Origin of the sequence: Streptomyces sp. NPDC090127 (assembly GCF_044746945.1) — a bacterium.
In the GTDB taxonomy this organism is placed as follows: Bacteria; Actinomycetota; Actinomycetes; order Streptomycetales; family Streptomycetaceae; genus Streptomyces.
On sequence record NZ_JBIVDE010000010.1, the window covers coordinates 83965 to 106141 of the forward strand.

Sequence of the window (22177 nt, forward strand, 5' to 3'; positions counted from 1 at the left end):
GGGTGCGGGCGTCCCGGGCGCCCGTGACCGATCAGATCGAGCCGCCGCGGACCGGCTTCGCGGGGCCTGTTCGGGCATCCGAGGGGGATGCGGGTATCGCGGGCGGGTCCGACCGGCGTAATCTGTCTGGCGCCATGCCCTACGAACCACCCACTCACACCGTCGAGCGCTCGCTCCGAGCCACCACCGGCGCCAGGATCATCGCCGGGGTCGACGAGGTCGGACGCGGGGCATGGGCGGGCCCCGTCACGGTCTGCGCGGCCGTCACCGGCCTCCGCAGGGCCCCCGAGGGGCTCACCGACTCCAAGCTGATCACTCCCAAGCGCCGTACCGCCCTGGCGACGGAGCTGGAGAAGTGGGTCACCGCCTACGCCCTCGGCCACGCCTCCCCCGAGGAGATCGACGAGCTGGGCATGACCGCGGCGCTCCGGCTGGCCGCCGTCCGCGCGCTGGACGCCCTTCCGGTCCGCCCCGACGCGGTGATCCTCGACGGCAAGCACGACTACCTGGGCAGCCCCTGGCAGGTCCGTACGGTGATCAAGGGCGACCAGTCCTGCATCGCCGTGGCGGCGGCCTCGGTCATCGCCAAGGTCCGGCGTGACGCGATGATGGCCGAGTTGGAGAGCGAGTGGGAGGGCTGCGCGGCGTACGGCTTCGGCGCCAACGCGGGCTACCCCTCCCCGATCCACAAGGCCGCACTCGAAGAGCGCGGGCCCACTCCGTACCACCGTCTCTCCTGGGCCTATCTCGACGGGCTGCCCCAGTGGCGGCACCTGAAGAAGGTCCGCATCTCCGCCGAGGCGGTCGCACTCGAAAGCGGGGGCCAGCTCGGCTTCGACTTCTGAACTTCCCGGCAGGCGTTCGCCGACAGCCGGGTCGCACGATTGTGCCCACCCGCCGGAGCCCCGCGCACCGGCGTTTGATAGACATCCACCCATGCCTCTCTTCCCCGAGGAGCCTCAGATTCACGAGAGTGCCCAGGGTCCCCGCGGCACGGCCGCAGGCCACCCCGCGCCGACCCCCCGTCCCGTACCCGGTCCGCGTTCCGCGGCCTCGCCGCGTCCCGGGCGTCCCGGCCCCGGGCCGGCCCGGCCCGGACCACCGGTACCGCGCCCGCACCCCGGTGCCGGGCAGTCCCCGTCGGCCCGCCCGGAGAATCGTTCCGAGCAGCCGACCGGCCCGCAGATCCAGCTGATCCCGGCCCCTATCGACGGCGCGCTCGACGCCGCCGAAGAGGCTGTCGATCTGCTCCTGGAGACCGGCCGTACCCCCGGCGACATCCTGGTGCTCACCACCGGTGAGCAGCACCCGTGGACGGCGCACGAGCTGTCCTTCGGCGAGAGCGCGTACTGGGCCCAGCAGGACGCCCGCGACGACGTGTTCTTCGCCGACGCCGCCGCCGTGGAGCGGGCGTCCGCCCGGCCCGTGGTCGTGGTGGCCGTCAACGGCGGTACCGAGGAGGCAACCGCGCGGGCGCTGCCCCTGGCGAGGGGACGCGCGACCGCGCTGCTCATCGTCTGCGGCGACCCGCAGCGCGTCGACGCCGTGCTCGGCGCGGGTGTCTGAGCGGCATCACCGCACGCGGTCCCGGCCCGGCTGCCCCTCGGGGCGGCCGGGCCGTGGCCTTCCCGCCACGGCCGAGGGCTGGGCGCGGTCGTTTCGGCGGGCGGACTCTGAGTGCCAGCCGACCGCGTCTCAGCAGTCCACGCCTCAGCAGTCCACGCCTTGGCAGTCCACGCCTCGGCAGTCCCCGTCTCAGCGGGCCGCTGTGCGGCGGAGTGGCTCGGCGGCGCCACCGGCCGTACGCGGCGTCAGGAGGCCCAGCTCGGACGGGACTTCGCCGAGCGGTGCGGGGCGCGAACCAGAGCCGGGGTACCGGCCGCCGCGTCCCTCGCCCAGTACCTGCCAGCCGCCGCGCGTCAGGGTGATGTACGCGCCACAGCGCAGCCCGTGGAGCGTGCAGGCGTCCCGCAGGCCCCACATCCAGGCGCCGTCCTCCTCCGTCCACCGCTCGTCGCCGTCACGGCAGTAGAGCAGCACCGCCGTCCGTACCGGCGTCCGGCGGCGCAGGTCGTGCGGGATGACGCGGCGCAGATGGGCGAGGAGCGCGTTGCGGAACTCCCAGCCGTCCGCCGGGATCGGACGACGTGCGAACGAGGCGCTGGCGGTGAGCCGTTCCTCGTGGTCGAGCACGGCGACGACCGCCGTCGACGGTGTCGGCCGATGCCGGGAGTGCAGACCGCTGACGACCTCACGCGGGCTGCGGAGCAGCGGAATTCCGGCCGCCGCCCACTCCGAGGGCTCCAGCATCCGACCGAGGCGGCTGGCGGACTCGGACGACGAGTTGATCGAAGCGGCTGATGACGGAGCGAATCCGAAGGTCACGGTCCTCCCTTCGGATACGCGCCCGCAAGGCGGGCAGAGTCGAGTGAGGGCGCACCACGGCACAGCCTTCCGGACCCCATACGGGGCCGTGCCGGGCGGATTCCCAATTCTTCCTGGCTCGCGAGCGAGCGGCAACGAGCAATTGACGCCGCTGACTGGAATGGGACGGAATGCCACTGATATCCCTGCCCAGACACCCACTGTTCACTCCCCGTTTCCTGTCCGGACGGCCATCACCAGGGGGAACACCGCCTTCCGCGTCCGGGCCGCTCCCCCTTCGCGAGCGACGTGTCGCGGTGAGTGAATTGGCCGATTGTCAGTCCCATCCGGTTGCATGGGGGTATGGACAATCTGGAGCTCCGTACCGAAGCCGACGCCATCCTCGCTGAGCTCGTGGGAGCGCCCGGTGGTTCCGCGCGGCTGCGGGAGGACCAGTGGCAGGCGGTGGCGGCGCTGGTGGAGGAGCGCCGACGGGCGCTGGTGGTGCAGCGCACGGGCTGGGGCAAGTCGGCGGTGTACTTCGTGGCCACCGCTCTGCTGCGCCGGCGGGGGTCCGGCCCTACGGTGATCATCTCGCCGCTGCTGGCGCTGATGCGCAACCAGGTGGAGGCGGCGGAGCGCGCCGGCATCCGGGCGCGCACCATCAACTCGGCCAACCCGGAGGAGTGGGACGCCATCTACGGAGAGGTGGAGCGCGGCGAGACCGACGTTCTCCTCGTGAGCCCGGAACGGCTCAACTCCGTGGACTTCCGCGACCAGGTGCTTCCCAAGCTCGCGTCCACGACCGGTCTGCTCGTCGTCGACGAGGCGCACTGCATCTCCGACTGGGGCCACGACTTCCGTCCTGACTACCGCCGGCTGCGGGCCATGCTCGGCGAGCTCGCCCCCGGGGTGCCGGTCCTGGCCACCACCGCGACGGCCAACGCGCGGGTCACCGCGGACGTGGCCGAGCAACTGGGCACCGGCGCGGGCGAGGCCCTGGTACTGCGCGGCTCGCTGGAGAGGGAGAGCCTCCGGCTGGGAGTCGTCCAGCTGCCGGACGCCGCGCATCGCCTGGCCTGGCTCGCCGAGCACCTGGACGAGCTGCCGGGCTCCGGGATCATCTACACCCTGACCGTGGCCGCGGCCGAGGAGGCCACGGCGTTCCTGCGGCAGCGCGGCTTCGCGGTGGACTCCTACACGGGTCGTACGGAGAACGCCGACCGGCTCCAGGCCGAGACCGATCTGCAGCAGAACCGCGTGAAGGCCCTGGTGGCGACGTCGGCGCTGGGCATGGGCTTCGACAAGCCCGACCTCGGCTTCGTGATCCACCTCGGTTCGCCGTCCTCGCCGATCGCGTACTACCAGCAGGTCGGCCGCGCCGGGCGCGGGGTGGAGCACGCGGAGGTGCTGATGCTCCCGGGCAAGGAGGACGAGGCGATCTGGCGCTACTTCGCCGACACCGCCTTCCCTCCCGAGGCTCAGGTCCGCCAGACGCTGACGGTCCTCGCCGACGCGGGACGGCCGCTGTCCGTGCCCGCTCTGGAGGCCGCGGTGGACCTGCGGCGCACCCGGCTGGAGACGATGCTCAAGGTCCTCGACGTGGACGGGACCGTCAAGCGCGTGAAGGGCGGCTGGGAGAGCACCGGACAGCCGTGGGTGTACGACACGGAGCGGTACGCGTGGGTGGCGCGGCAGCGGCAGGCCGAGCAACAGGCCATGCGGGACTACGTGAGCACGGACCGGTGCCGCATGGAGTTCCTCCGCCGGCAGCTGGACGACGAGGGCGCGGCCCCGTGCGGCCGGTGCGACAACTGCGCGGGGGCCTGGATCGGCTCCGAGGTCTCGGCCGAGGCGCTGACGGGCGCCACACGGGAACTGGACCGGCCGGGAGTGGAGGTCGATCCGCGCCGGATGTGGCCGACCGGTATGCCCGCCCTGGGAATCGACCTCAAGGGACGTATCCCCGCGGGCGAGCAGAGTTCCACCGGTCGCGCCCTCGGCCGCCTCTCGGACATCGGCTGGGGCAACCGACTCCGCCCCCTGCTGGCCGAGAACGCCCCGGACGGGGCGGTCCCCGACGACGTCCTGAAGGCGGCGGTGGCCGTCCTCGCGGACTGGGCGCGCTCGCCGGGCGGGTGGGCGCCGAACGTGGCCGAGGCCTCCGCTCGTCCCGTAGGCGTGGTCGCCGTGCCGTCACTGCGTCGGCCGCAGCTCGTCGGCTCCCTCGCCGAGGGGATCGCGTCCATCGGTCGCCTTCCCTATCTCGGGACGTTGACCTACGCCGGACCGGCCGGCGCCGAAGCGGCCCGCCGCAGCAACTCCGCCCAGCGGCTCCGGGGCCTCTTCGGCGCCTTCACCGTCTCCGACGAGCTGACGGCCGCCGTGGCGGGGGCCGCCGGTCCCGTGCTGTTGGTGGACGACTACGCCGACTCGGGCTGGACCCTGGCCGTCGCGTCCCGTCTGCTCCGGCGGGCCGGCAGCGGGCCGGTCCTTCCGCTGGTCCTCGCGGCATCCGGGTGAGGCGCGCGTGAGCGGGTGGTCGACGGGCTACCAGTAGTGGCGTCGGCCTCCCACCGCGTGTCCGACGGCTCCGAGGATCCACAGGACGGCGCCCAGGACGAGCAGGACGATTCCGATGGTCCACAGGATGGAGATGCCGGTGGCGAATCCGATGATGAGGAGCACGACTCCGAGGATGATCATGGTGTGCCTCGGTCTCTGTGAGTGGACCCGCCGTGCGGCGAGGTCGCGGAGCATACGGCGGGGCGATGAGGTCGCCGTATCCGCCATCCGTGAGACGCGTATGCCCCCATCCAGCCGCTGTATGGGTGCCCGGACGTATTTTTCGCCCGACCGGCGACCGGCGACCGGCGACCGGCGACCGGCGACCGGCGACCGGCGACCGGCGACCGGCGACCGGCGACCGGCGACCGGCGATCGGCCACCGGCGACTGGTCACCGGCGTCCGGTGGTCCGGCGATTCGGCGACCGGCGTCCGGCGATCGGCGACCGGCGATCGGCCACCGGCGTCCGGTGGCCCGGCGCTCGGGTCTCGGCGAACGGTGGCCGCGAATGTGGCCGTCCTCTCCGGGTAGCAGCAAGGCGTGTCCGGACCGGGCACCCACTCTTCGTCCCCGACACATCCCACACGAGCCAAGGAGTCACCATGCCTCGCGGTTCCAGCCCCAAGCGTGAACGCCAGTACGAGCACATCAAGGACAGCGCCGAAGACCGCGGCGAGAGCACCAAGCGGGCCAAGGAGATCGCCGCTCGTACGGTGAACAAGGAACGCGCCCGCTCGGGGGAGTCGAAGAGCGCGAGCCGTTCGTCGACCCAGGACATGTCGTCCTCCAAGCGCGGCGGACAGCGCTCCCACAGCGGCTCGCAGGGGCCCACGAAGGAGCAGCTCTACAACGAGGCCAAGCAGCGCAACATCGAGGGCCGCTCGAAGATGGACAAGGCGGAACTCAAGCGCGCTCTCGGCCGCTGAAGCCGACCGGCGAACTCGACCACTCTGGAGGGATGGAGGGTGCCATGACGTCATTCGGCTACTTCCTCGCCTGCGAGGAGTTCACCCCGCGGCAGCTGATCGACCAGGCGAGACAGGCCGCCGACGCGGGATTCACCCGGCTCGCCATCTCCGACCACTTCCATCCGTGGAACGACGAGCAGGGCAACAGCGCGTTCGTGTGGTCGATGATCGGCGCCCTCTCCCAGGCGACGGAACTGCCGGTGACCACACTCGTCACCTGTCCGGTCATGCGTCTGCACCCCGCGGTGACGGCGCAGGCGGCGGCCACCTCCAGCGTGCTGCTCGGGGGACGGTTCGCGCTGGGCGTGGGGACCGGAGAAGCGCTCAACGAGCACGTCCACGGCGACCGGTGGCCCTCGTTCGACGAGCGCGCCGACATGCTGGAAGAGGCGGTCGAGGTGATGCGGAGGCTGTTCACCGGACGGCAGGTCAGCCATCGCGGCCGGCACTACACCGTCGACAACGCCCGCCTCTACACCGCCCCCGAAGGCCCGCTGCCCATCCTCGTCTCCGCCTTCGGACCGAAGGCGGCCGAGTTGGCCGGACGCATCGGCGACGGCTTCGTCACCATGGCCCCCGACGAGGACGCGATCGCCCGCTTCAGGGACGCGGGCGGCGCGGGCAAGCCGGTGGTCGGCGGGCTGAAGGTGTGCTGGGGCGCCGACCGGGACGCGGCGGTCGCCACCGCCCACCGGCTCTGGCCGACGGAGCAGTTGCCGGGCGAGCTGAACCAGATCCTCCCCACACCCGCCCACTTCGAGCAGGCGAGCGGGCTCGTCACCCGGGACCAGGTGTCCGAGTCCGTCCCCTGCGGTGACGACCCGGACGAGCACGTGTCCGCAGTCCGCGCCTACGTCGACGCGGGCTTCGACGAGGTCTACGTCGGGCAGATCGGCCCGGACCAGGAGGCGTTCTTCTCGGCCTACCGGGACAAGATCCTTCCCGCGTGCTCGGGCTGACCGGCCAGGCCCACCGCCTGACCGGGCAGGGTGGGGCGGCGCCCAGGAGCGGCGTGTCGCGGTGCCAATCGCCGTGCCGGGGCGAGGCGGCGGGTCATGCTCTGCCCATGCGTGCTCTGGCCATGCGCCGGTTCGTGGCCCCTGTGCTGGTGGGTGTCGTCCTGGCCGTCTCCGGGTGCGCCACGACCCACGGGCGCTCGGCCGCCGTGGCGGACGCGGCGGCCCGGTTCGAGGCCGCGCTGCGCGACCACGACACCGGGAGGGCCTGCGCCGCCCTGGCACCCGCCACGCGGGAGGAAGTCGAACGAGACGGCCCCTGTGCCACGGCCCTGGAGTCGCTCCACCTCGCCGCCGCCGAGGGGCGCGCCCGCCGGGTGGACGTCTACGGTTCGCAGGCCCGTGCGGTGTTCACCGCCGACACCCTGTTCCTCGCCGCCTTCCCCGACGGCTGGCGCGTGACCGCCGCCGGGTGCACGCCGCGCCCTCCGCGCCCGTACCTCTGCGAGGTGGAAGGTGACTGACGTACGCGTGGTGTTCCTGGTCTGCCTGGCCGTGATCTTCGGCGGCCTCGCGTACGCCTTCGTCGTAGGGCTGTCGCAACGGTGACGGGCGTACGACGCTTCCTCCGCGACAACGGCTTGACCCTGGCCTTCCTCGCCGGCTTCCTGCTCGCCCTGGCCGGTCAGGCGGTCGCCGGCCACGCCGAACTCGCCGCCGTCACGACGGCACAGGGACTCCACCCGCCCACCTTCACCGCCTACCTGTTCACCTCGGACTTCATGGTGGACGTCATGGAGAACTGGCAGTCGGAGTTCCTCCAGTTCTCGCTGTACATCATCGGCACGGTGTGGCTGCTGCAACGAGGGTCGCCGGAGTCCAAACAGCTCGACAGGGCCGGCAAGGAGTCGGACCGGCGGCAGCGGGTCGGCGCAGAGGCGCGCCCCGACTCGCCGCGCTGGGCGGGCGCCGGGGGCGTACGCCTGGCCGTCTACTCCCGGTCCCTCGGGCTCGTCATGCTCACGGTCTTCGCGCTGTCCTGGCTGGCCCAGTCCGTCACCGGACGCATCGCCTACAACGAGGAGCAGCTGCGGCAGCGGCAGGACCCGGTCAGCTGGCTCACGTACATCAGCTCGCCCGAGTTCTGGAACCGGACGCTCCAGAACTGGCAGTCCGAATTCCTCGCGGTGGCCGCCATGGCGATCCTGTCCGTCTACCTTCGGCAGCGCGGCTCACCCGAGTCCAAGCCGGTCGGCGCTCCCCACGGCGCCACCGGTGTGGAGGGCTGACGGCGGCTCGGCCCGGCGTGCCGCCGACATGGGCGCGTAAGCCGTGTTCGCGCGCGTCGTCGACCCACGCGGATCGCCAGGACGCCCGCGTCGTCAGTCCTCGCGGATCGCCAGGACGCCCGCGCCGTCAGCCCACGCGGATCGCCAGGACGCACGCGTCGTCCTCGTGGCCCGCGATCTCGGGGTCGGCGACCAGGGCGTCGATCAGTTTCTGGGGCTCGCGGGTGGACGAGGCCGCCACCGCGTGGGCCAGACGGTCGATTCCGACGGTCAGGTCCTCGTCCCGGCGCTCGACCATGCCGTCGGTGTACAGCACCAGCAGGTCCCCCTGGCGGAGCGCGGTCGACGAGGTCTCGTACGCGTACCCCGGCAGCGCCCCGAGGAGGGGGCCGCGCTGGTCGGTCCCCAGCGGTTCCACGGTGCCGTCGCGCAGCAGCAGCGGGGCGGGGTGTCCGGCGTCTGCCCAGTGCAGGACCTTGTCCTCGCCGATGTGCCCGGCCACCACCGTGGCCGTCTGGCCCGCCGGATCGCTGCACACCAGCTCGTTCAGCCAGGTCGTGATCTCGCCGGCGGACGCGCCCGTCTGCGCCAGGCCGGCCAGGGCGTGCCGCTGTTGCGCCATACGGGCCACGGCCTCCAGGCCGTGCCCCGAGGCGTCGCCGATCGCCACCAGCACCCGGCCGTCCGGCAGCAGCCGGCACTTGTACCAGTCACCGCCGACCGCCGCGTCCGGCTCGGCCGGGCGGTAGGAGGCAGCCACCGTGAGCCCGACCGCCGCCAGTGCCTCCGAGTGCGTGGGCAGGATCGCCTCGCGGAGCGTGTCCGCGACCTTCCGTTCCGCCTCCGTCTGCCGCCGCAGCCAGTCCGACTCCCGCTCCGTCTCCGCCAGCCGCCGCCGGCTGCGGATCTGTGGCGTGAGGTCGCGGGCCACCAGGTTGACCGCCCACGGCCTGCCGTCCGTCCCGGCGACCGGCCGTCCCAGCAGGTCGAGGGTGCGGAGCTCGCCGAGCACGAGGAAGCGGATTCGGGTCCAGGCGGGCTCCTCGCCCGCCAGTACGGAGGTGATGAACTCGGAGAACGCCGTCAGGTCGTCCGCCAGCAGGGCGTCGCAGAGCTGGTCCAGCGTCCAGGGCATGCGCACATCGGCGTGGAAGATCCGGCTGAGCCCCTCCGACCAGGTGACCTTGCCCGAGAGCAGGTCCCAGTTCCCCCAGCCCATCGACGCCAGGTACTGCGCGTCGATGGTGAGCAGTTCCGCCTGGCTCTGCACCGGTCGCCACGTCGCGAGAACCTGGAGACCGCACCGGGCGGCGGAGTACAGCAGCGGGGCCCGGTGGATGCGTCCGAGCCGCTCCTCGGTGTAGTCGACCACCCGCCCGTCCAGGGGCCTGCCGGTGTTCACGACTTCGGCCAGGGCGGCGAGCAGACCGGAGTTGGCGGCGCCCGGGCGGGCCTCCAGGAACCGCTGCCCGACCTGTCGGTCCGGAATCTCCAGCCACTCCGCCGACCGGACGCGGTTTCCCGCCACGATGCGGAAGTCGCGTACGGCCCCGGCGTCGTCCGTCACCGGTTCGAGCAGCACCGCCGAGGCCGGGATCGCGGCCAGCAGGGAGCAGACCCCGCTGTCGCCCGGCTCGTGGGTACTGCACAGACACCGCGAGGTCCCGTCCGTCTCGGCCGTCACCGGCAGCACCGACAGGGACTGGAGCGGCGACGCCACATCCATACCGCCGGATCCGGGTCCCGGCGCCGGACGTTCCGTCGTGCGGCGCACCGCCTCGCGCAAGGAGGTGATCTCACGGCCGATCATGCCCTTGAGGGCGTCGACGGTGTCGGGCAGGGGAAAGCTCATCGTTCGCCTCCGCGAACCACGCGGCGCGTCGGTCTGCCGTCCGAGGCCGGCAACGCGTCGCTCGTCGGCTCCAACCACTCGACTCGCGGCCACCGGCTCGGCCACAGGGCCACCGGCTCGCACGAGCGCACGTGCCCCAGCCTGATCGATTCATGCGCCGATGGCACGCCGGGCGGTCGTAGCGTCTGCACAGATGCCGTGCCCGGTGCCGTGCCCGGGCCTCGTGCGGGTGCCCGACCGGGCCCCATCCTCGGGGCGGGGCACGTGCAGGGGCACGAGCCTGGGCGTCGGCCTGCGCCTGGGCGTCGGCCCGCGCCGCGCTTCCGTGCACCTGCCCGCGCCCGCGCCCGTGCCCGTGCCCGCACCCGCGCCCGTGCACCTGCCCGCGCCCGCGCTTCCGTGCGACTGCCCGCGCCCGTGCGACTGCCCGCGCCCGTGCGCCTGCACGTGTGCGTCACGGCGTGAGCAGTGTCTTGATCATTCCGTCCTCCTCGGCGAGGAACATGTCGTAGGCCTTCGGCGCCTCCTCCAACGGCATCGTGTGGGTGGCGAAGCCCTCCACGCCCAAGGGATCTCCGTCGTCCAGGAGCGGCAGGATGTCGTCCGTCCAGGCCCGTACGTTCGCCTGCCCCATGCGCAGCTGGATCTGCTTGTCGAACATGGTCAGCAGGGGCATCGGATCGGCGGCCCCGCCGTAGACGCCCGACACCGAGATGGTGCCGCCGCGCCGTACCAGGTCGATCGCGGTGTGCAGAGCGCTCAGGCTGTCGACACCGGCCCGCTCCATCAGCGGCCTGGCCAGGGCGTCGGGCAACCGCGCCGTCACGCGTTGGGCCGCCGAGGCCAGGGACGCGCCGTGGGCCTCCATCCCCACCGCGTCGATGACGGCGTCCGTGCCGCGGTCCGTCAGCTGCCGGACCGCGTCGGCCAGCCCCTTGTCGTGCTCGGCGAGGTCCAGGGTGTGTACGCCACGGGAACGAGCCCGTTCCAGCCGGGCCGGTACCAGGTCGACGCCCACCACGAGCGCGCCCCGCGGTGGAGGGCGATCCGTGCGGCCATCTCGCCGATCGGCCCAAGGCCGAGGACGGTCACCGTCCCGCCCGGCGGTGCCCCGCGCGTGCCCGTGCTGTGCCGGACCGGACTATGCGGCCGACCGGCCGCCCGTCGTCGTCGGACGGGCCAAGGGCGCGTCCGGGGGCCGGGACGATGCCCGGTTCCGAACGCGCCCTGCTGAAGGGGCCGGTGGTCAGTCCTTCAGCGTGTCCTTCACCTTCTCCTTGGCCTGCCGAGCGTCTCCCTTGGCCTGCTCGGCGCGGCCTTTCGCGGTGAGACCCTCGTTACCGACGGTCCGGCCCGCGGCTTCCTTGGCCTTGCCCTTGGCCTGTTCCTTCTTGGCGCGCATCTTCTCCTCACCCGACACGGTGACTCCTCTCGGGTGTGTGGTGCTGTCTGTCGCGAGTAGCCGATTCGGGGCCCCGTAAACGTCGCTACGGCGCCCCGGGCGGGGCGAGCCGATGTCCGCTGACCTGGTTGGGCTGATTGACGGCTAGATCCCGAATCGTGGGGAAGTGGCGGAACGTCCTGATGAGCTCCGCGAGGCAGGTGATGGTCATGGCGCGGCCGGTGTGGTCGGGGACTTTGACGTTCGGGCTGGTCAGCGTGCCGGTCGGGCTCTATACGGCCACTGACAGTCACACCATCCACTTCCATCAGCTGCAACGCGGCACGTCGGACCGTGTGCGCAACCGCCGGGTCAACGAGCGGACCGGCGAGGAGGTCGACCTCGACGACATCGTCAAGGGCTTCGACACCGGCGACGAGTACGTTCTCGTGGAGCCGCGGGAGCTGGAGGAGATCGCGCCCGGCCGCTCGAAGACGCTGGAGATCACCGGATTCGTCGACCTGGACGAGGTCGACCCGATCTTCTTCGACAGGACGTACTACCTCGGGCCGCGCGGCAAGGAGCACGGCAAGGTCTACCGCCTGCTCGAACAGACGATGTCCCGGGCGAACCGGGCAGGAATCGCCACCTTCGTGATGCGCCAGCGCGAGTATCTCGTCGCGGTGAAGGCCGAGAAGGGGTTGCTGACGTGCCACACCCTGCACTGGGCCGACGAGATCCGCGACCCCCACCAGGAGATCGACACCCTGCCGGGGCGACTGAAGACCTCGGACAAGGAACGCGAGATGGCCGAGCAGCTCATCGAGGCCCTGGCGACCGACTGGGACCCCGAGGAGTACCACGACACCTTCCAGGAGAAGGTCGCCGCGCTCATCGACGCCAAGCAGGCGGGGGAGACCGTGGAGAAGGCCGAACCGGCGGCCGAGTCCACGAACGTCGTTGACCTGATGGAGGTGCTGCGACGCAGCGTGGACCACGCCCACGACACCCGGAGGGCCCACGGCACGGGGAAGACGGGTCGCACGGGGAAGACGGGCCGAAACGCGGACTCGGGTCGCACCGGGAAGACGGGCCGCACCGGGAAGGCGGGTCGCACCGGGAAGGCGGGTCATGCGGGGAAGTCCGACGGGGCGCGGTCGAGCAGCGGCGGTGGTGACCTCGACGGCCTCAGCAAGTCCGAGCTCTACGACCTGGCCACCGACGCGCACGTACGCGGCCGTTCCACCATGACGCGCGACGAACTGGTCAAGGCCCTCGCGGCCTGAGCGCAGGCGGGCTGCCGGTCGGGGCGGGTCCGGCCGTGCGGTCGAAGAAGTGATCTGCGGGCGTCATGCGTCCATGCAACACGACGCCTCGGACATCGCGCGAGCGCGTCACTCCGAGGCTGTGGATAACTCGGTCCGGGCCGCAGCGGGAGTTATCCACAGGGCTTTCGGAGTCGGCGGTCGTCGCGAGACCGTCGTGACCATGAACACGAACCCGCACGAATTCCGTGGAACGACCGAAACCCAGCAGATCACGCTGCGCGGCCCCGCCGAACTGGCCGACGCCCTCCCGTTCATGCTCGGCTTCCACCCGAGCGACTCCGTCGTCCTCGTCGCGCTCCACGGCGAACACGGACGCTTCGGCGGCCGGGTCAGGCTCGGCATCCCGCGTTCCACCAACGAGTGGCCCTCGACCGCGGAACACCTCGCCGAGTGCCTCGTCGACGGATGCACCCGGCGCGGCACCAGGCCGGACGGCATCGTCGTCTTCCTCTGCCAGGACCCGGCGCCCGGCGAGACGGGCCGGCATGTGATGGAGCGGCTGCGCCCCTTCGCCCAGCGCCTGCGCACCGCCTGCGGCGCGCTCGACATTCCCGTCTACGAAGCGCTGTGCATCTCCGACGGCCTGTACTTCTCCTACTGCTGCCCCGACACCCGCTGCTGCCCGCCCGACGGCACCCCCCTCGCCCTGACCGGCACCTCCGTCATGGCCGCCTCGGCCGCCTACGCCGGAATCCAGGTCCGGGGATCACTGCGGGAGATGGAGGCCCGACTCACGCCCCGCGCGACGCCGTCGTCCGCGGACGAACGGCAGCGCGAGGCGTTGCACAAGGCGTCGGCCGTGATCATCCCCAAGGTCTTCGACGGCCCGCCCGGCGCGGGCCGGGCCGAGGTCAGGGAGACCACGCTCACGCTCGCCCGGAAGATCCTCGGACGGTTCGACACCGCCGCGTCAGGGACGCCCGTCCCGGCCGCCGTGGGTGGTTCCGGAACGGCGGAGCAGGACGCGGCGGACGACGCGACGATCGACGCCGACGAGGCCGCCGCCCTGATCCTCGGGCTTCAGGACCGGGAGACGCGGGACCGGGCCGCCGAATGGATGGAGGGAGGTGAGGGCGCCGCCGCGTTGCGCCTGTGGCGCGTGCTGGCCCGCCGCTGTGTGGCGCCGTTCGGCGAGCACGCGGCGGCGCCGCTCACGCTCGCCGGCTGGGTGGCCTGGTCCACCGGCGACGAACCGGCCGCCCGGGTGGCCCTGGGGCTCGCCCTGGACGCCGACCCCGAGTACGTCTTCGCCCGGCTGCTGCACCAGGCCTGCAACGAGGGGCTCGACCCCGAATCCCTGCGGAGCTGCCTGCGCGAGGAACGTGCGTCGAGGCAGGCTGCCCCGGAGACGCGGGCCGAACCGCGTCCGGCCCTGCCTCGGAGCCCTCGCCCGTCGGCGCTCAGGAAGGCCGCGAGGGTGGCCAGGGCGGGCGGCGCGACCGCCGGCACACGCCCCGGCAAGGGCTCGCCCCAGCGGTCGCGGGGTGTCGCGGCCCGGCACGGCGGAGCGCGCGGTGGACAGCGTGGGACCAGGAGCGGGCGATGACGCCCGTGACCAGGCCACCCGCAGCGGCGTTCACGTCTGTGGCGGAGCCCGACGACCCGTGCCGCCGACGCCTCACCGGCAGCCCGGACCGCACAGAGAGCACCGCACACCAGCCATGGCATCCCGTCCCGCCCCAGCCTCAGGTCTCCCGGCCGGACAGGCGCCCGCCGGCGGCCCTCCGCCCCCTGGCACCGCCAGACCGGGCGAACCGCCCTCGGTGCACCACGCGCTCTTCTGCGTGGCCCTGCCCGCCCTCGCGATCTCTCCCGACCACGGCCAGCTCACCGGCCACGGCCTCGAAGGGGTCTACGCCTCCGGGCGTCGCCTCCTCGCCCGCTCCGTGCTGCGCGTGGCCGGCCGGGAGCCCCTCGCCCTGCAAGGGCGCCAGGCCACGGCGGACCGCGCGGTCTTCCTCTCGGCCGTCCGCACGGCCGGAGACCTCGGGCCCGACCCTGGTCTCACCGTCGAGCGTTCACGCGACGCCGACGGAACCGAGCGGATCACGCTGCGCAGCTCCGTCGGCAGGCACCTCCGGCTTCCGGTGGAAATCGCTCTGGGCACGGATCTCGCGGACCTGGGCGCCGTGGCGGCCGGGAGGGCCGGGCCGGAGATCCCCGCGAGCGTCCACGGCACGGGCATGCGCTGGAGCACGGCCGACGGACGGTACGCCTCCGTCAGCGCCGACCCGCCCCCGACGGACGCGCTGGCCGCGGCCGGGCTCCTGCGCTGGGAGGTCGAACTGCCCCCCGGAGCTGTCCGGACCATCGAGCTCAGGGTGCGCGCCGACCGCGCCCCGCGAACCGTCGGCGCCGGAACCCCCGGTGCGGGTGGCGGTTCGGGCCGGCCCGGCGGGGCCGTCCTCGCGGAAGCCCGCGCGGAGGGGGACGATCCCCGGATCGGCGAGCTCCTGCGGGTGGCCGTCGACGACCTGCGAGCCCTCCTCCAGCGCGACCCGGAGCGCCCGACCGACGTCCACCTCGCCGCCGGAGTGCCCTGGCGCTGCGGGCCCGTCACCGCCGAGGCGCTCTGGGCGGCGCGGATGGCCCTCCCGCTGGGCACCCGGCTCGCCGTCGCGACGCTCCGGGCTCTGGCCCGCACCCAGCTCGACGGCCCCGGCACGGCGGCCGGGCGCATCCCGGGCCCGCTCAGAGACGCCGGCCCCTTCCTCCCTCCTCGCTGCACGGGCATCGAGGCCACCCTCGCCTTCCCCGCCGTCCTCGCCGAGGCACGGCGTTGGGGGCTCCCCGAGCAGGACCTCGCGGAGCTCCTCCCCGCGGCGGAACGGTGCCTCCAGTGGCTCCGGGCCGCGGCCGACCCGCAGGGATTCGTCCCGGACCCGGGGCCCACCGGGCCGTGGCGGGCCGAGACCCAGGCCCACGCCCACCGCGCGGCGCTGCTCGGCGCCGACCTCCTCGACGGCTGCGGCCAGCCCGGCGGCGACGAATGGCGCGCGTGGGCACGCGGCCTTCGTGAGCGGTTCCGGGCGGTGTTCTGGCTCGACGACAGGTCCGGCGGCAGGCCGGCAGTCGCCGTGGCCGCCGGCGGCCGACCGTGGACGCAGTTGGGCGGCTGGGCCGCGCACCTCCTCGACACCGGGCTCCTGGGCGGCGGGCAGCACGCGCCCGGACTGCTGGACAAGGCCCCCACCGAACAGCTGGCCCGCCTGCTGGGCACGCCCGCGCTCGACTCCGGCTGGGGGCTGCGCAGCCTCGGCGCCAAGGAACCCGGGCACAACCCCCTGGGACACCGCGCCGGGGCGGTGCGGGTCCATGAGACGGCCGTGGCCGTCGCGGGTCTCGCCGCGGCGGGCTACGAGAAGGAGGCGGGGTCCTTGCTGAAGGGGGTCGTCGACGCGGCGGAGGCGTTCGGCTACCGGCTGCCCGAGATGTACGGCGGGGGTCTGCGGACGGGCGGGACGGCCCCGGTGCCCCATCCGACGGCCTGCCGGCCCGCGGCGGTGGCCGCGGCCGGTGCGGTCCACCTCGTGGCGGCCCTCGTGGGGATCCGCCCGGACGCCCCGGGCGGGACGGTCGCCCTGCACCCCGTCCGGTCGGCTCCCCTCGGAGCCGTACGGCTGTCGGGTGTCCGGGTCGCCGGGGAGGGCTTCGCCGCGCGGGTGAGCCGGCTGGGCCTCGGGATGGTCGAGGAGGCCGCCGAAGGCCTCCAGCTGGGGGGTTGACCGGATGCCGGCCGACAGTAGGGGCGACGTCCTGGGGGAGCGAGAAGAAGTCGACGTCGATGCACGGGAGGGGCGTGTTTATCGTCAGGAAGACGACTATGATCACGGCATGCCTCCCTACGACCCGTCGGCCTTTCCGCCCTTCGCCGTCACCGTCGATCTGGTCGTGCTCACCGTGCGGCGCCACGCCTTGTGCGCCCTGGTGGTCCGACGGGGAGAAGCACCGTTCCAGGGCAGGTGGGCGCTGCCCGGCGGCTTCGTCCGGGCCGACGAGGACCTGGGCGCCGCCGCCGCGCGGGAGCTGGTGGAGGAGACCGGTCTCTGCGTCCACGAGCCCGGCGCCCCGGCGCCGATGCCCGCCAACGGCGCGCACCTGGAGCAGCTGGCCACCTACGGAGACCCGGAGCGCGACCCCCGGATGCGGGTGGTCAGCGTCGCGCACCTGGCGCTCTCCCCGGATCTGCCCGCACCCCGCGCGGGCGGCGACGCGAACAGCGCTCGCTGGGCCCCGGTGGAGGAGCTGCTCGGCAAGGACGGTTCCGCCGACGACGGGGCGCCCGAGCCGCTCGCCTTCGACCACGCGCGGATCCTCGGCGACGGGGTGGAGCGGGCCCGCTCGAAGATCGAGTACTCCTCGTTGGCAACGGCCTTCTGCCCGCCGGAGTTCACGGTCGGCGAGCTCCGCAGGGTGTACGAGGCCGTGTGGGGGGTCGCGCTCGACCCGCGCAACTTCCACCGGAAGGTGACCGGTACGCCCGGCTTCCTCGTCCCGGCGGGCGGCACCACGACCCGTCAGGGCGGTCGCCCCGCGCAGCTCTTCCGGGCAGGCGGAGCGACGCTGCTCAACCCACCGATGCTCCGCCCCGAGGTCTGAGCGTTCCGTCCCTGGGCGACCCGTGGCCCCAACCCTGCGCAGAAAGTCCGAAATGTAGCGTTATCTTGCTTCGACAGCCGCCCTGCCGCGGAGCGGTCTCACCTACCGCGAGAGAAGCGATGCTCCAGGCCATCGGACTCACCAGCAACCCCCGCCGCGACCTCCCGCCCGCCGTGGACGATCTCACCTTCGACGCGCGACCGGGCCAGGTCACCGCGCTTCTCGGCCCCGCCGGAGCCGGGAAGACCACCGCCCTGCGGCTGATGCTCGAACTCGAGCCCGGCCGGGGCGTCACCTACTTCCGGGGCCGCCCCCTCCAGCGCGTCGCCCATCCCGCCGGGGAGGTGGGGGTGCTCTTCGGCGACGTGCCCGGCCACCCTTCGCGGACGCTGCGCAGCCAGTTGCGGATGCTGAGCGCGGCGGCGGGGGTGCCCGCGTCCAGGGCCGACGAGATGCTGGAGTTCGTGGGGCTCGCCGGACTGCACGACCAGCGCATCGGCCGGCTGTCCCGGGGCATGGACCGCCGACTCGGCCTCGCCTCCGCACTGTTGGGTGATCCGCACACACTGCTGCTCGACGAGCCGGGCGCCGGGCTCTCCGCGCGCGAACGTGCCTGGCTGCACGAACTGCTGCGCGCCCACGCCACCGGGGGCGGCACCGTCCTCTACACCACCGAGGACCCCAAGGACGCGGCCCGCCACGCCGACCGGGTCGTCACCGTCGACAAGGGGCGACTCGTCGCGACACAGGCCGCCGCCGACTTCGCCCACACCCGGCTGCGGCCGCGGGTGGCCGTACGCACCCCGCACGCCGCGCGGCTCGCCGCCGCCGTCACCCAGGAGGCGCGCGCCGCGCGCCGCACCGTCGAAGTGGTCACCGAGCGGGGCAACCGCCTCTCCGTCTACGGCAGCGACTGCGCCGCCATCGGTGAGACCGCCTTCCGGCACGGCGTCCTCATCCACCGGCTCACCGACGAGGTGGGCGACACCGGCCCCGTCGGCGCCGACGCCCGGGACGCGGCCGCCTCGGAGCCCGCGCGCCCCCAGCCGGTTCGGCAGGTCCCCGAGCCGTCCGGTACTCGGCGGCCCGCCCGTTCGCCGCTCCGCCCGCTGAGGTACGAGATCCGCAGGCTGCTCGGCGTGCCGGCGACACCGCTCGTCGTGGCGGCGGTCCTCGCCGCCTCCGTGCTGATCTCGCTGCTCCTCGCACGCGGGGGCGGCACTCCCCTCCCGACCCTCCTCGCGGGCTGGCCCGCGCTCTCGCCCCTGCCTCCCGCCGCCCTCGGGGCAGGGCTGCTCGGTGCCTTCTCCTTCGGCGACGAGTACCGCTACCCGGCGCTCACGACCGGCCGCGGCGCCGTCCCCCGCAGGTTGGGGCTGCTGCTGGCCAAGCTCGCCGTCGCGGCCGCCGTGGGCCTGGTCCTCGCCGTGCTCGTCGTCGTGGCCGACCTGGAGGCGCTGCGCCTCGTCTACGGCGGCGAGTTGATTCCCGTACCGGAGAACTGGCCTTCGCTGTGTGCCAGTTGGTTCGGACTGATCGTCGGCTGCGCCTGGGCGGGGGTGCTCGGGGCGGGCGTCTTCCGGGTGGCGGCGGCGGGGGTCGCCGCGGTGCTCGCGGTGCCCGTCGTCGTCGCTCCGCTACTGGGTCAGGTCACCTCGGGCCCCGCCGGCCGGTCGATCACCGGGCTCCCCGGGCGGCTGAGGGACTTCGTCGTCATGGAGTGGCCGACGGCGGCCGACCGATGGCTGCTGGGCGCGCTGCGGGTGGTCGCCCAGCCCGTGGGAGTGGCGCTGGCGCTGGCGTTGACCGCGCTGCTCTGCGCGTATGTGATCACCGGCCTTCACCGAAAGGCGCGTTGGTGATCAAGTCCGGATCGGATCGCTCCGGTTCCCTGGCAACTCACTTGAGAATGCCCGGTTATGTCCGAATAATCGTCAATTGTGTAGGGGGTGCCGATCACCCTTTCGTGTGCTTTTCACCAAAGACCTCAAGGGTCACGAGAGCGACGCCGACAAAGGATGCGTGAGTACCCTTGCGCACACCATGATGACCGCCGCCCGCCCCGTCGACTCCGGCCTCGGCGCCCCGGGCGATCTCGATCGATACCCGTACACGGAGACGCCCGTCGCCGAGCGCGTGGGTCCGCCCTCCTGGGAAGGGGTGGAGACGGACCTCGGCCGGGTCGGTCGTCGCAGCACCGGCAGTCGTGGCCGCGGACTGCACGGCCAGCTCGTCCAGCAGCTGGGTCAGATGATCGTCTCCGGTGACCTCGGCGCCGACCGCCCGCTCGTCCCGGAGGAGATCGGCCAGCGCTTCGAGGTCTCCCGCACCGTCGTGCGCGAGTCGCTGCGCGTGCTGGAGGCCAAGGGCCTGGTCAGCGCCCGCCCCAACGTCGGCACCCGGGTCAGGCCGGTCTGCGACTGGAACCTCCTCGACCCCGACATCATCGAGTGGCGCGCCTTCGGCCCGCAGCGCGACGACCAGCGCCGTGAGCTGAACGAGTTGCGCTGGGTGATCGAGCCCCTCGCCGCCCGCCTCGCCGCGGGCCACGGTCGTGAGGACGTCCAGCAGAGGCTCTCCGACATGGTCGAGATCATGGGCCACGCCTATGCCCAGGGTGACGGGATCACGTTCTCCCGAGCCGACGCCGAGTTCCACTCCCTGCTGATCCAGCTCGCCGGGAACCGCATGCTGGAGCACCTCTCCGGCATCGTCGCCGCCGCGCTCCACGTCTCCGGAGGCCCGGTCACCGGTTGTGACCGACCGGGTGAGTCCTGCCTGGCGCACCACGCGCGCATCGCCGACTGCCTCGCGGCCGGCGACGCGCAGGGGGCCGAAGCGGCGATGCGGCAGCTGCTCACGGCCCACCCCGAGGTCGAGCGCGTCGTGCCCGCCCCGCGCGAGCACTGACCCGCGAGCCGTGGCCGGGCGCGCGAGGCGTACGCGCCACGTGCCGCCGGGGCCGTACAGAAGCCCGGAGCACGGCGAGCCCCCGGGGTTGCGGGGGTTCGGTGGTGCGAATGTGCGACGAACGCCCGTTCTGGCCGTTTCGTCCCGCATGGGGTGTGACTCGGGCCACGCGGATTGGGCGTAACACTCCTCGAAGCCGTGCGATGACCTAAGAGGTGACGGCCGAGGAAGGAATACAGCCGCCGATTCAGGCGCTGTGCAGTTCCCCGGTCCAGCCCGCGCCGTCGGCACATTCCCCGTCGACGGTCGTCGGCTCCGGCCCGATCATGGGCGGGGCCGGAAGCCGTTTCCATCGTTCCGAGAGGTTGTTCGTGTCGGCCAGCACATCCCGTACGCTCCCGCCGGAGATCGCCGAGTCCGAGTCTGTGATGGCGCTCATCGAGCGGGGAAAGGCTGATGGGCAGATCGCCGGCGATGACGTGCGTCGGGCCTTCGAGGCTGACCAGATTCCGCCAACCCAGTGGAAGAATGTTCTGCGCAGCCTCAACCAGATCCTCGAGGAAGAGGGTGTGACGCTGATGGTCAGTGCAGCGGAGTCGCCGAAGCGCGCCCGCAAGAGCGTCGCAGCGAAGAGCCCGGCCAAGCGCACCGCCACCAAGACCGTCACCGCCAAGACGACCGTGACGAAGACCGTCGCGGCCGCCGCGGCGGCTCAGGCGGACGAGAGCGCGGACCCGGCCGACGAGGCCGGAGCGCCGGCCAAGAAGGCGGCCGCGAAGAAGACCGCGGCCAAGAAGACGGTGGCCAAGAAGGCCGTCGCCAAGAAGACGGCGGCCAAGAAGACCGCCGCGAAGAAGGACTCCGACGAGGTCGCCGAGGGCGAGGAGCTGCTCGACGACGTCGCGCCCGGCAAGGGCGAGGACGAAGAGGCCGAGGGCGAGAACAAGGGCTTCGTCCTGTCCGACGACGACGAGGACGACGCTCCGGCGCAGCAGGTCGCCGTCGCCGGTGCCACCGCCGACCCGGTCAAGGACTACCTCAAGCAGATCGGCAAGGTCCCGCTGCTCAACGCCGAGCAGGAGGTCGAGCTCGCCAAGCGCATCGAGGCCGGTCTGTTCGCCGAGGACAAGCTGGCCAACTCCGACAAGCTGGCGCCCAAGCTCAAGCGTGAGCTGGAGATCATCGCCGAGGACGGCCGCCGCGCCAAGAACCACCTCCTGGAGGCCAACCTCCGTCTGGTGGTCTCGCTGGCCAAGCGCTACACCGGCCGCGGCATGCTCTTCCTGGACCTGATCCAGGAGGGCAACCTGGGTCTGATCCGCGCTGTCGAGAAGTTCGACTACACCAAGGGCTACAAGTTCTCCACGTACGCCACCTGGTGGATCCGGCAGGCGATCACCCGCGCCATGGCCGACCAGGCCCGCACCATCCGTATCCCGGTGCACATGGTCGAGGTCATCAACAAGCTGGCGCGCGTCCAGCGCCAGATGCTCCAGGACCTGGGCCGCGAGCCCACCCCGGAGGAGCTGGCCAAGGAACTCGACATGACCCCGGAGAAGGTCATCGAGGTCCAGAAGTACGGCCGCGAGCCGATCTCCCTCCACACCCCTCTGGGTGAGGACGGCGACAGCGAGTTCGGTGACCTCATCGAGGACTCCGAGGCGGTCGTCCCGGCCGACGCGGTCAGCTTCACGCTCCTCCAGGAGCAGCTGCACTCCGTCCTCGACACGCTCTCCGAGCGTGAGGCCGGCGTGGTCTCCATGCGCTTCGGTCTCACCGACGGTCAGCCGAAGACCCTGGACGAGATCGGCAAGGTCTACGGCGTGACGCGTGAGCGCATCCGTCAGATCGAGTCGAAGACCATGTCGAAGCTGCGCCACCCGTCCCGTTCGCAGGTGCTGCGCGACTACCTCGACTAGTCCACGAGCGTTCGAGCCGAAGGGCCCGGTTCCCCGAAAGGGAC

The 22177-nt window shown here is 72.7% G+C and carries 19 protein-coding genes and 1 pseudogene; 14 read left to right on the top strand and 6 right to left on the bottom strand.

Features of this window, described 5'->3' with window-relative positions:
* Window positions 1-134 precede the first annotated feature (134 nt).
* Complete coding sequence (locus ACIPPS_RS30630; protein ID WP_401438792.1) at window positions 135-845, top strand: ribonuclease HII; 711 nt, start codon at window positions 135-137, stop codon at window positions 843-845.
* 91 nt (window positions 846-936) lie between these two features.
* Window positions 937-1566 carry a hypothetical protein gene (locus ACIPPS_RS30635; protein ID WP_401438795.1) on the top strand — a complete coding sequence of 210 codons (630 nt, stop codon included), beginning with the start codon at window positions 937-939 and terminating at the stop codon, window positions 1564-1566.
* A gap of 189 nt (window positions 1567-1755) precedes the next feature.
* Here ACIPPS_RS30635 and ACIPPS_RS30640 read toward each other — a convergent pair whose 3' ends face one another.
* On the bottom strand, window positions 1756-2385 hold the full coding sequence (locus tag ACIPPS_RS30640) for a hypothetical protein (RefSeq protein ID WP_401438798.1): 630 nt from the start codon (window positions 2383-2385) through the stop codon (window positions 1756-1758).
* A gap of 342 nt (window positions 2386-2727) precedes the next feature.
* Here ACIPPS_RS30640 and ACIPPS_RS30645 point away from each other — a divergent pair, with 342 nt between their 5' ends.
* The gene (locus ACIPPS_RS30645) at window positions 2728-4887 is read left to right on the top strand and encodes a RecQ family ATP-dependent DNA helicase (RefSeq protein WP_401438801.1); all 2160 of its coding nucleotides are present in this window, start codon (window positions 2728-2730) and stop codon (window positions 4885-4887) included.
* 27 nt (window positions 4888-4914) lie between these two features.
* Here the strand turns inward: ACIPPS_RS30645 and ACIPPS_RS30650 are convergent, their stop codons facing one another.
* Window positions 4915-5070, bottom strand: coding sequence for a DUF6131 family protein (locus ACIPPS_RS30650; protein ID WP_401438804.1), 156 nt, complete (start codon window positions 5068-5070; stop codon window positions 4915-4917).
* Window positions 5071-5533: 463 nt separating this feature from the next.
* Here ACIPPS_RS30650 and ACIPPS_RS30655 point away from each other — a divergent pair, with 463 nt between their 5' ends.
* The 4 genes from ACIPPS_RS30655 to ACIPPS_RS30670 all read left to right on the top strand — a co-directional run bounded on the left by ACIPPS_RS30655 (window position 5534) and on the right by ACIPPS_RS30670 (window position 8144).
* Window positions 5534-5857: a plasmid stabilization protein gene (locus ACIPPS_RS30655; protein WP_401438807.1), complete on the top strand. Its 324-nt coding sequence runs from the start codon at window positions 5534-5536 to the stop codon at window positions 5855-5857.
* Between the two features lie 44 nt (window positions 5858-5901).
* Window positions 5902-6858, top strand: coding sequence for a TIGR03557 family F420-dependent LLM class oxidoreductase (locus tag ACIPPS_RS30660; RefSeq protein WP_401438810.1), 957 nt, complete (start codon window positions 5902-5904; stop codon window positions 6856-6858).
* A gap of 107 nt (window positions 6859-6965) precedes the next feature.
* Complete coding sequence (locus tag ACIPPS_RS30665) at window positions 6966-7379, top strand: hypothetical protein (protein ID WP_401438813.1); 414 nt, start codon at window positions 6966-6968, stop codon at window positions 7377-7379.
* 81 nt (window positions 7380-7460) lie between these two features.
* Window positions 7461-8144 (top strand): DUF6766 family protein, encoded by a 684-nt coding sequence (locus tag ACIPPS_RS30670; protein ID WP_401438816.1) that lies wholly within the window; start codon window positions 7461-7463, stop codon window positions 8142-8144.
* 127 nt (window positions 8145-8271) lie between these two features.
* Here ACIPPS_RS30670 and ACIPPS_RS30675 read toward each other — a convergent pair whose 3' ends face one another.
* The 3 genes and pseudogenes from ACIPPS_RS30675 to ACIPPS_RS30685 form a co-directional block, all read right to left on the bottom strand.
* Complete coding sequence (locus ACIPPS_RS30675) at window positions 8272-9996, bottom strand: PP2C family protein-serine/threonine phosphatase (protein ID WP_401438819.1); 1725 nt, start codon at window positions 9994-9996, stop codon at window positions 8272-8274.
* Between the two features lie 454 nt (window positions 9997-10450).
* Window positions 10451-11103, bottom strand: a pseudogene (locus tag ACIPPS_RS30680) (zinc-binding dehydrogenase); the annotation flags it as partial.
* A 139-nt stretch (window positions 11104-11242) separates the two neighbouring features.
* The gene (locus tag ACIPPS_RS30685; RefSeq protein WP_401438821.1) at window positions 11243-11416 is read right to left on the bottom strand and encodes a CsbD family protein; all 174 of its coding nucleotides are present in this window, start codon (window positions 11414-11416) and stop codon (window positions 11243-11245) included.
* Between the two features lie 164 nt (window positions 11417-11580).
* Between ACIPPS_RS30685 and ACIPPS_RS30690 the strand changes: the two genes are divergently transcribed.
* The 6 genes from ACIPPS_RS30690 (at window position 11581) to ACIPPS_RS30715 (ending at window position 20214) form a co-directional block, all read left to right on the top strand.
* On the top strand, window positions 11581-12663 hold the full coding sequence (locus ACIPPS_RS30690; RefSeq protein WP_401438824.1) for a Ku protein: 1083 nt from the start codon (window positions 11581-11583) through the stop codon (window positions 12661-12663).
* A gap of 202 nt (window positions 12664-12865) precedes the next feature.
* Window positions 12866-14251 (top strand): DUF4192 domain-containing protein, encoded by a 1386-nt coding sequence (locus ACIPPS_RS30695; RefSeq protein ID WP_401438827.1) that lies wholly within the window; start codon window positions 12866-12868, stop codon window positions 14249-14251.
* A gap of 115 nt (window positions 14252-14366) precedes the next feature.
* Window positions 14367-16430, top strand: a complete 2064-nt coding sequence (locus ACIPPS_RS30700; protein WP_401438830.1) for a glycogen debranching N-terminal domain-containing protein — start codon at window positions 14367-14369, stop codon at window positions 16428-16430.
* 109 nt (window positions 16431-16539) lie between these two features.
* Window positions 16540-17304, top strand: a complete 765-nt coding sequence (locus ACIPPS_RS30705; protein ID WP_401438833.1) for an NUDIX domain-containing protein — start codon at window positions 16540-16542, stop codon at window positions 17302-17304.
* Window positions 17305-17423: 119 nt separating this feature from the next.
* A complete protein-coding gene (locus tag ACIPPS_RS30710) occupies window positions 17424-19166 on the top strand; it encodes an ATP-binding cassette domain-containing protein (protein ID WP_401438836.1) in 1743 nt (580 codons plus the stop codon).
* Between the two features lie 160 nt (window positions 19167-19326).
* Entirely contained in the window at window positions 19327-20214 is an 888-nt protein-coding gene (locus ACIPPS_RS30715; protein WP_401438839.1) for a FadR/GntR family transcriptional regulator, read from the top strand.
* 247 nt (window positions 20215-20461) lie between these two features.
* Here ACIPPS_RS30715 and ACIPPS_RS30720 read toward each other — a convergent pair whose 3' ends face one another.
* The gene (locus tag ACIPPS_RS30720) at window positions 20462-20653 is read right to left on the bottom strand and encodes a hypothetical protein (protein ID WP_401438979.1); all 192 of its coding nucleotides are present in this window, start codon (window positions 20651-20653) and stop codon (window positions 20462-20464) included.
* Between ACIPPS_RS30720 and ACIPPS_RS30725 the strand changes: the two genes are divergently transcribed.
* Entirely contained in the window at window positions 20586-22133 is a 1548-nt protein-coding gene (locus ACIPPS_RS30725) for an RNA polymerase sigma factor (protein WP_401438842.1), read from the top strand. The genes ACIPPS_RS30720 and ACIPPS_RS30725 overlap by 68 nt on opposite strands.
* The last annotated feature ends 44 nt before the right edge of the window (window positions 22134-22177 follow it).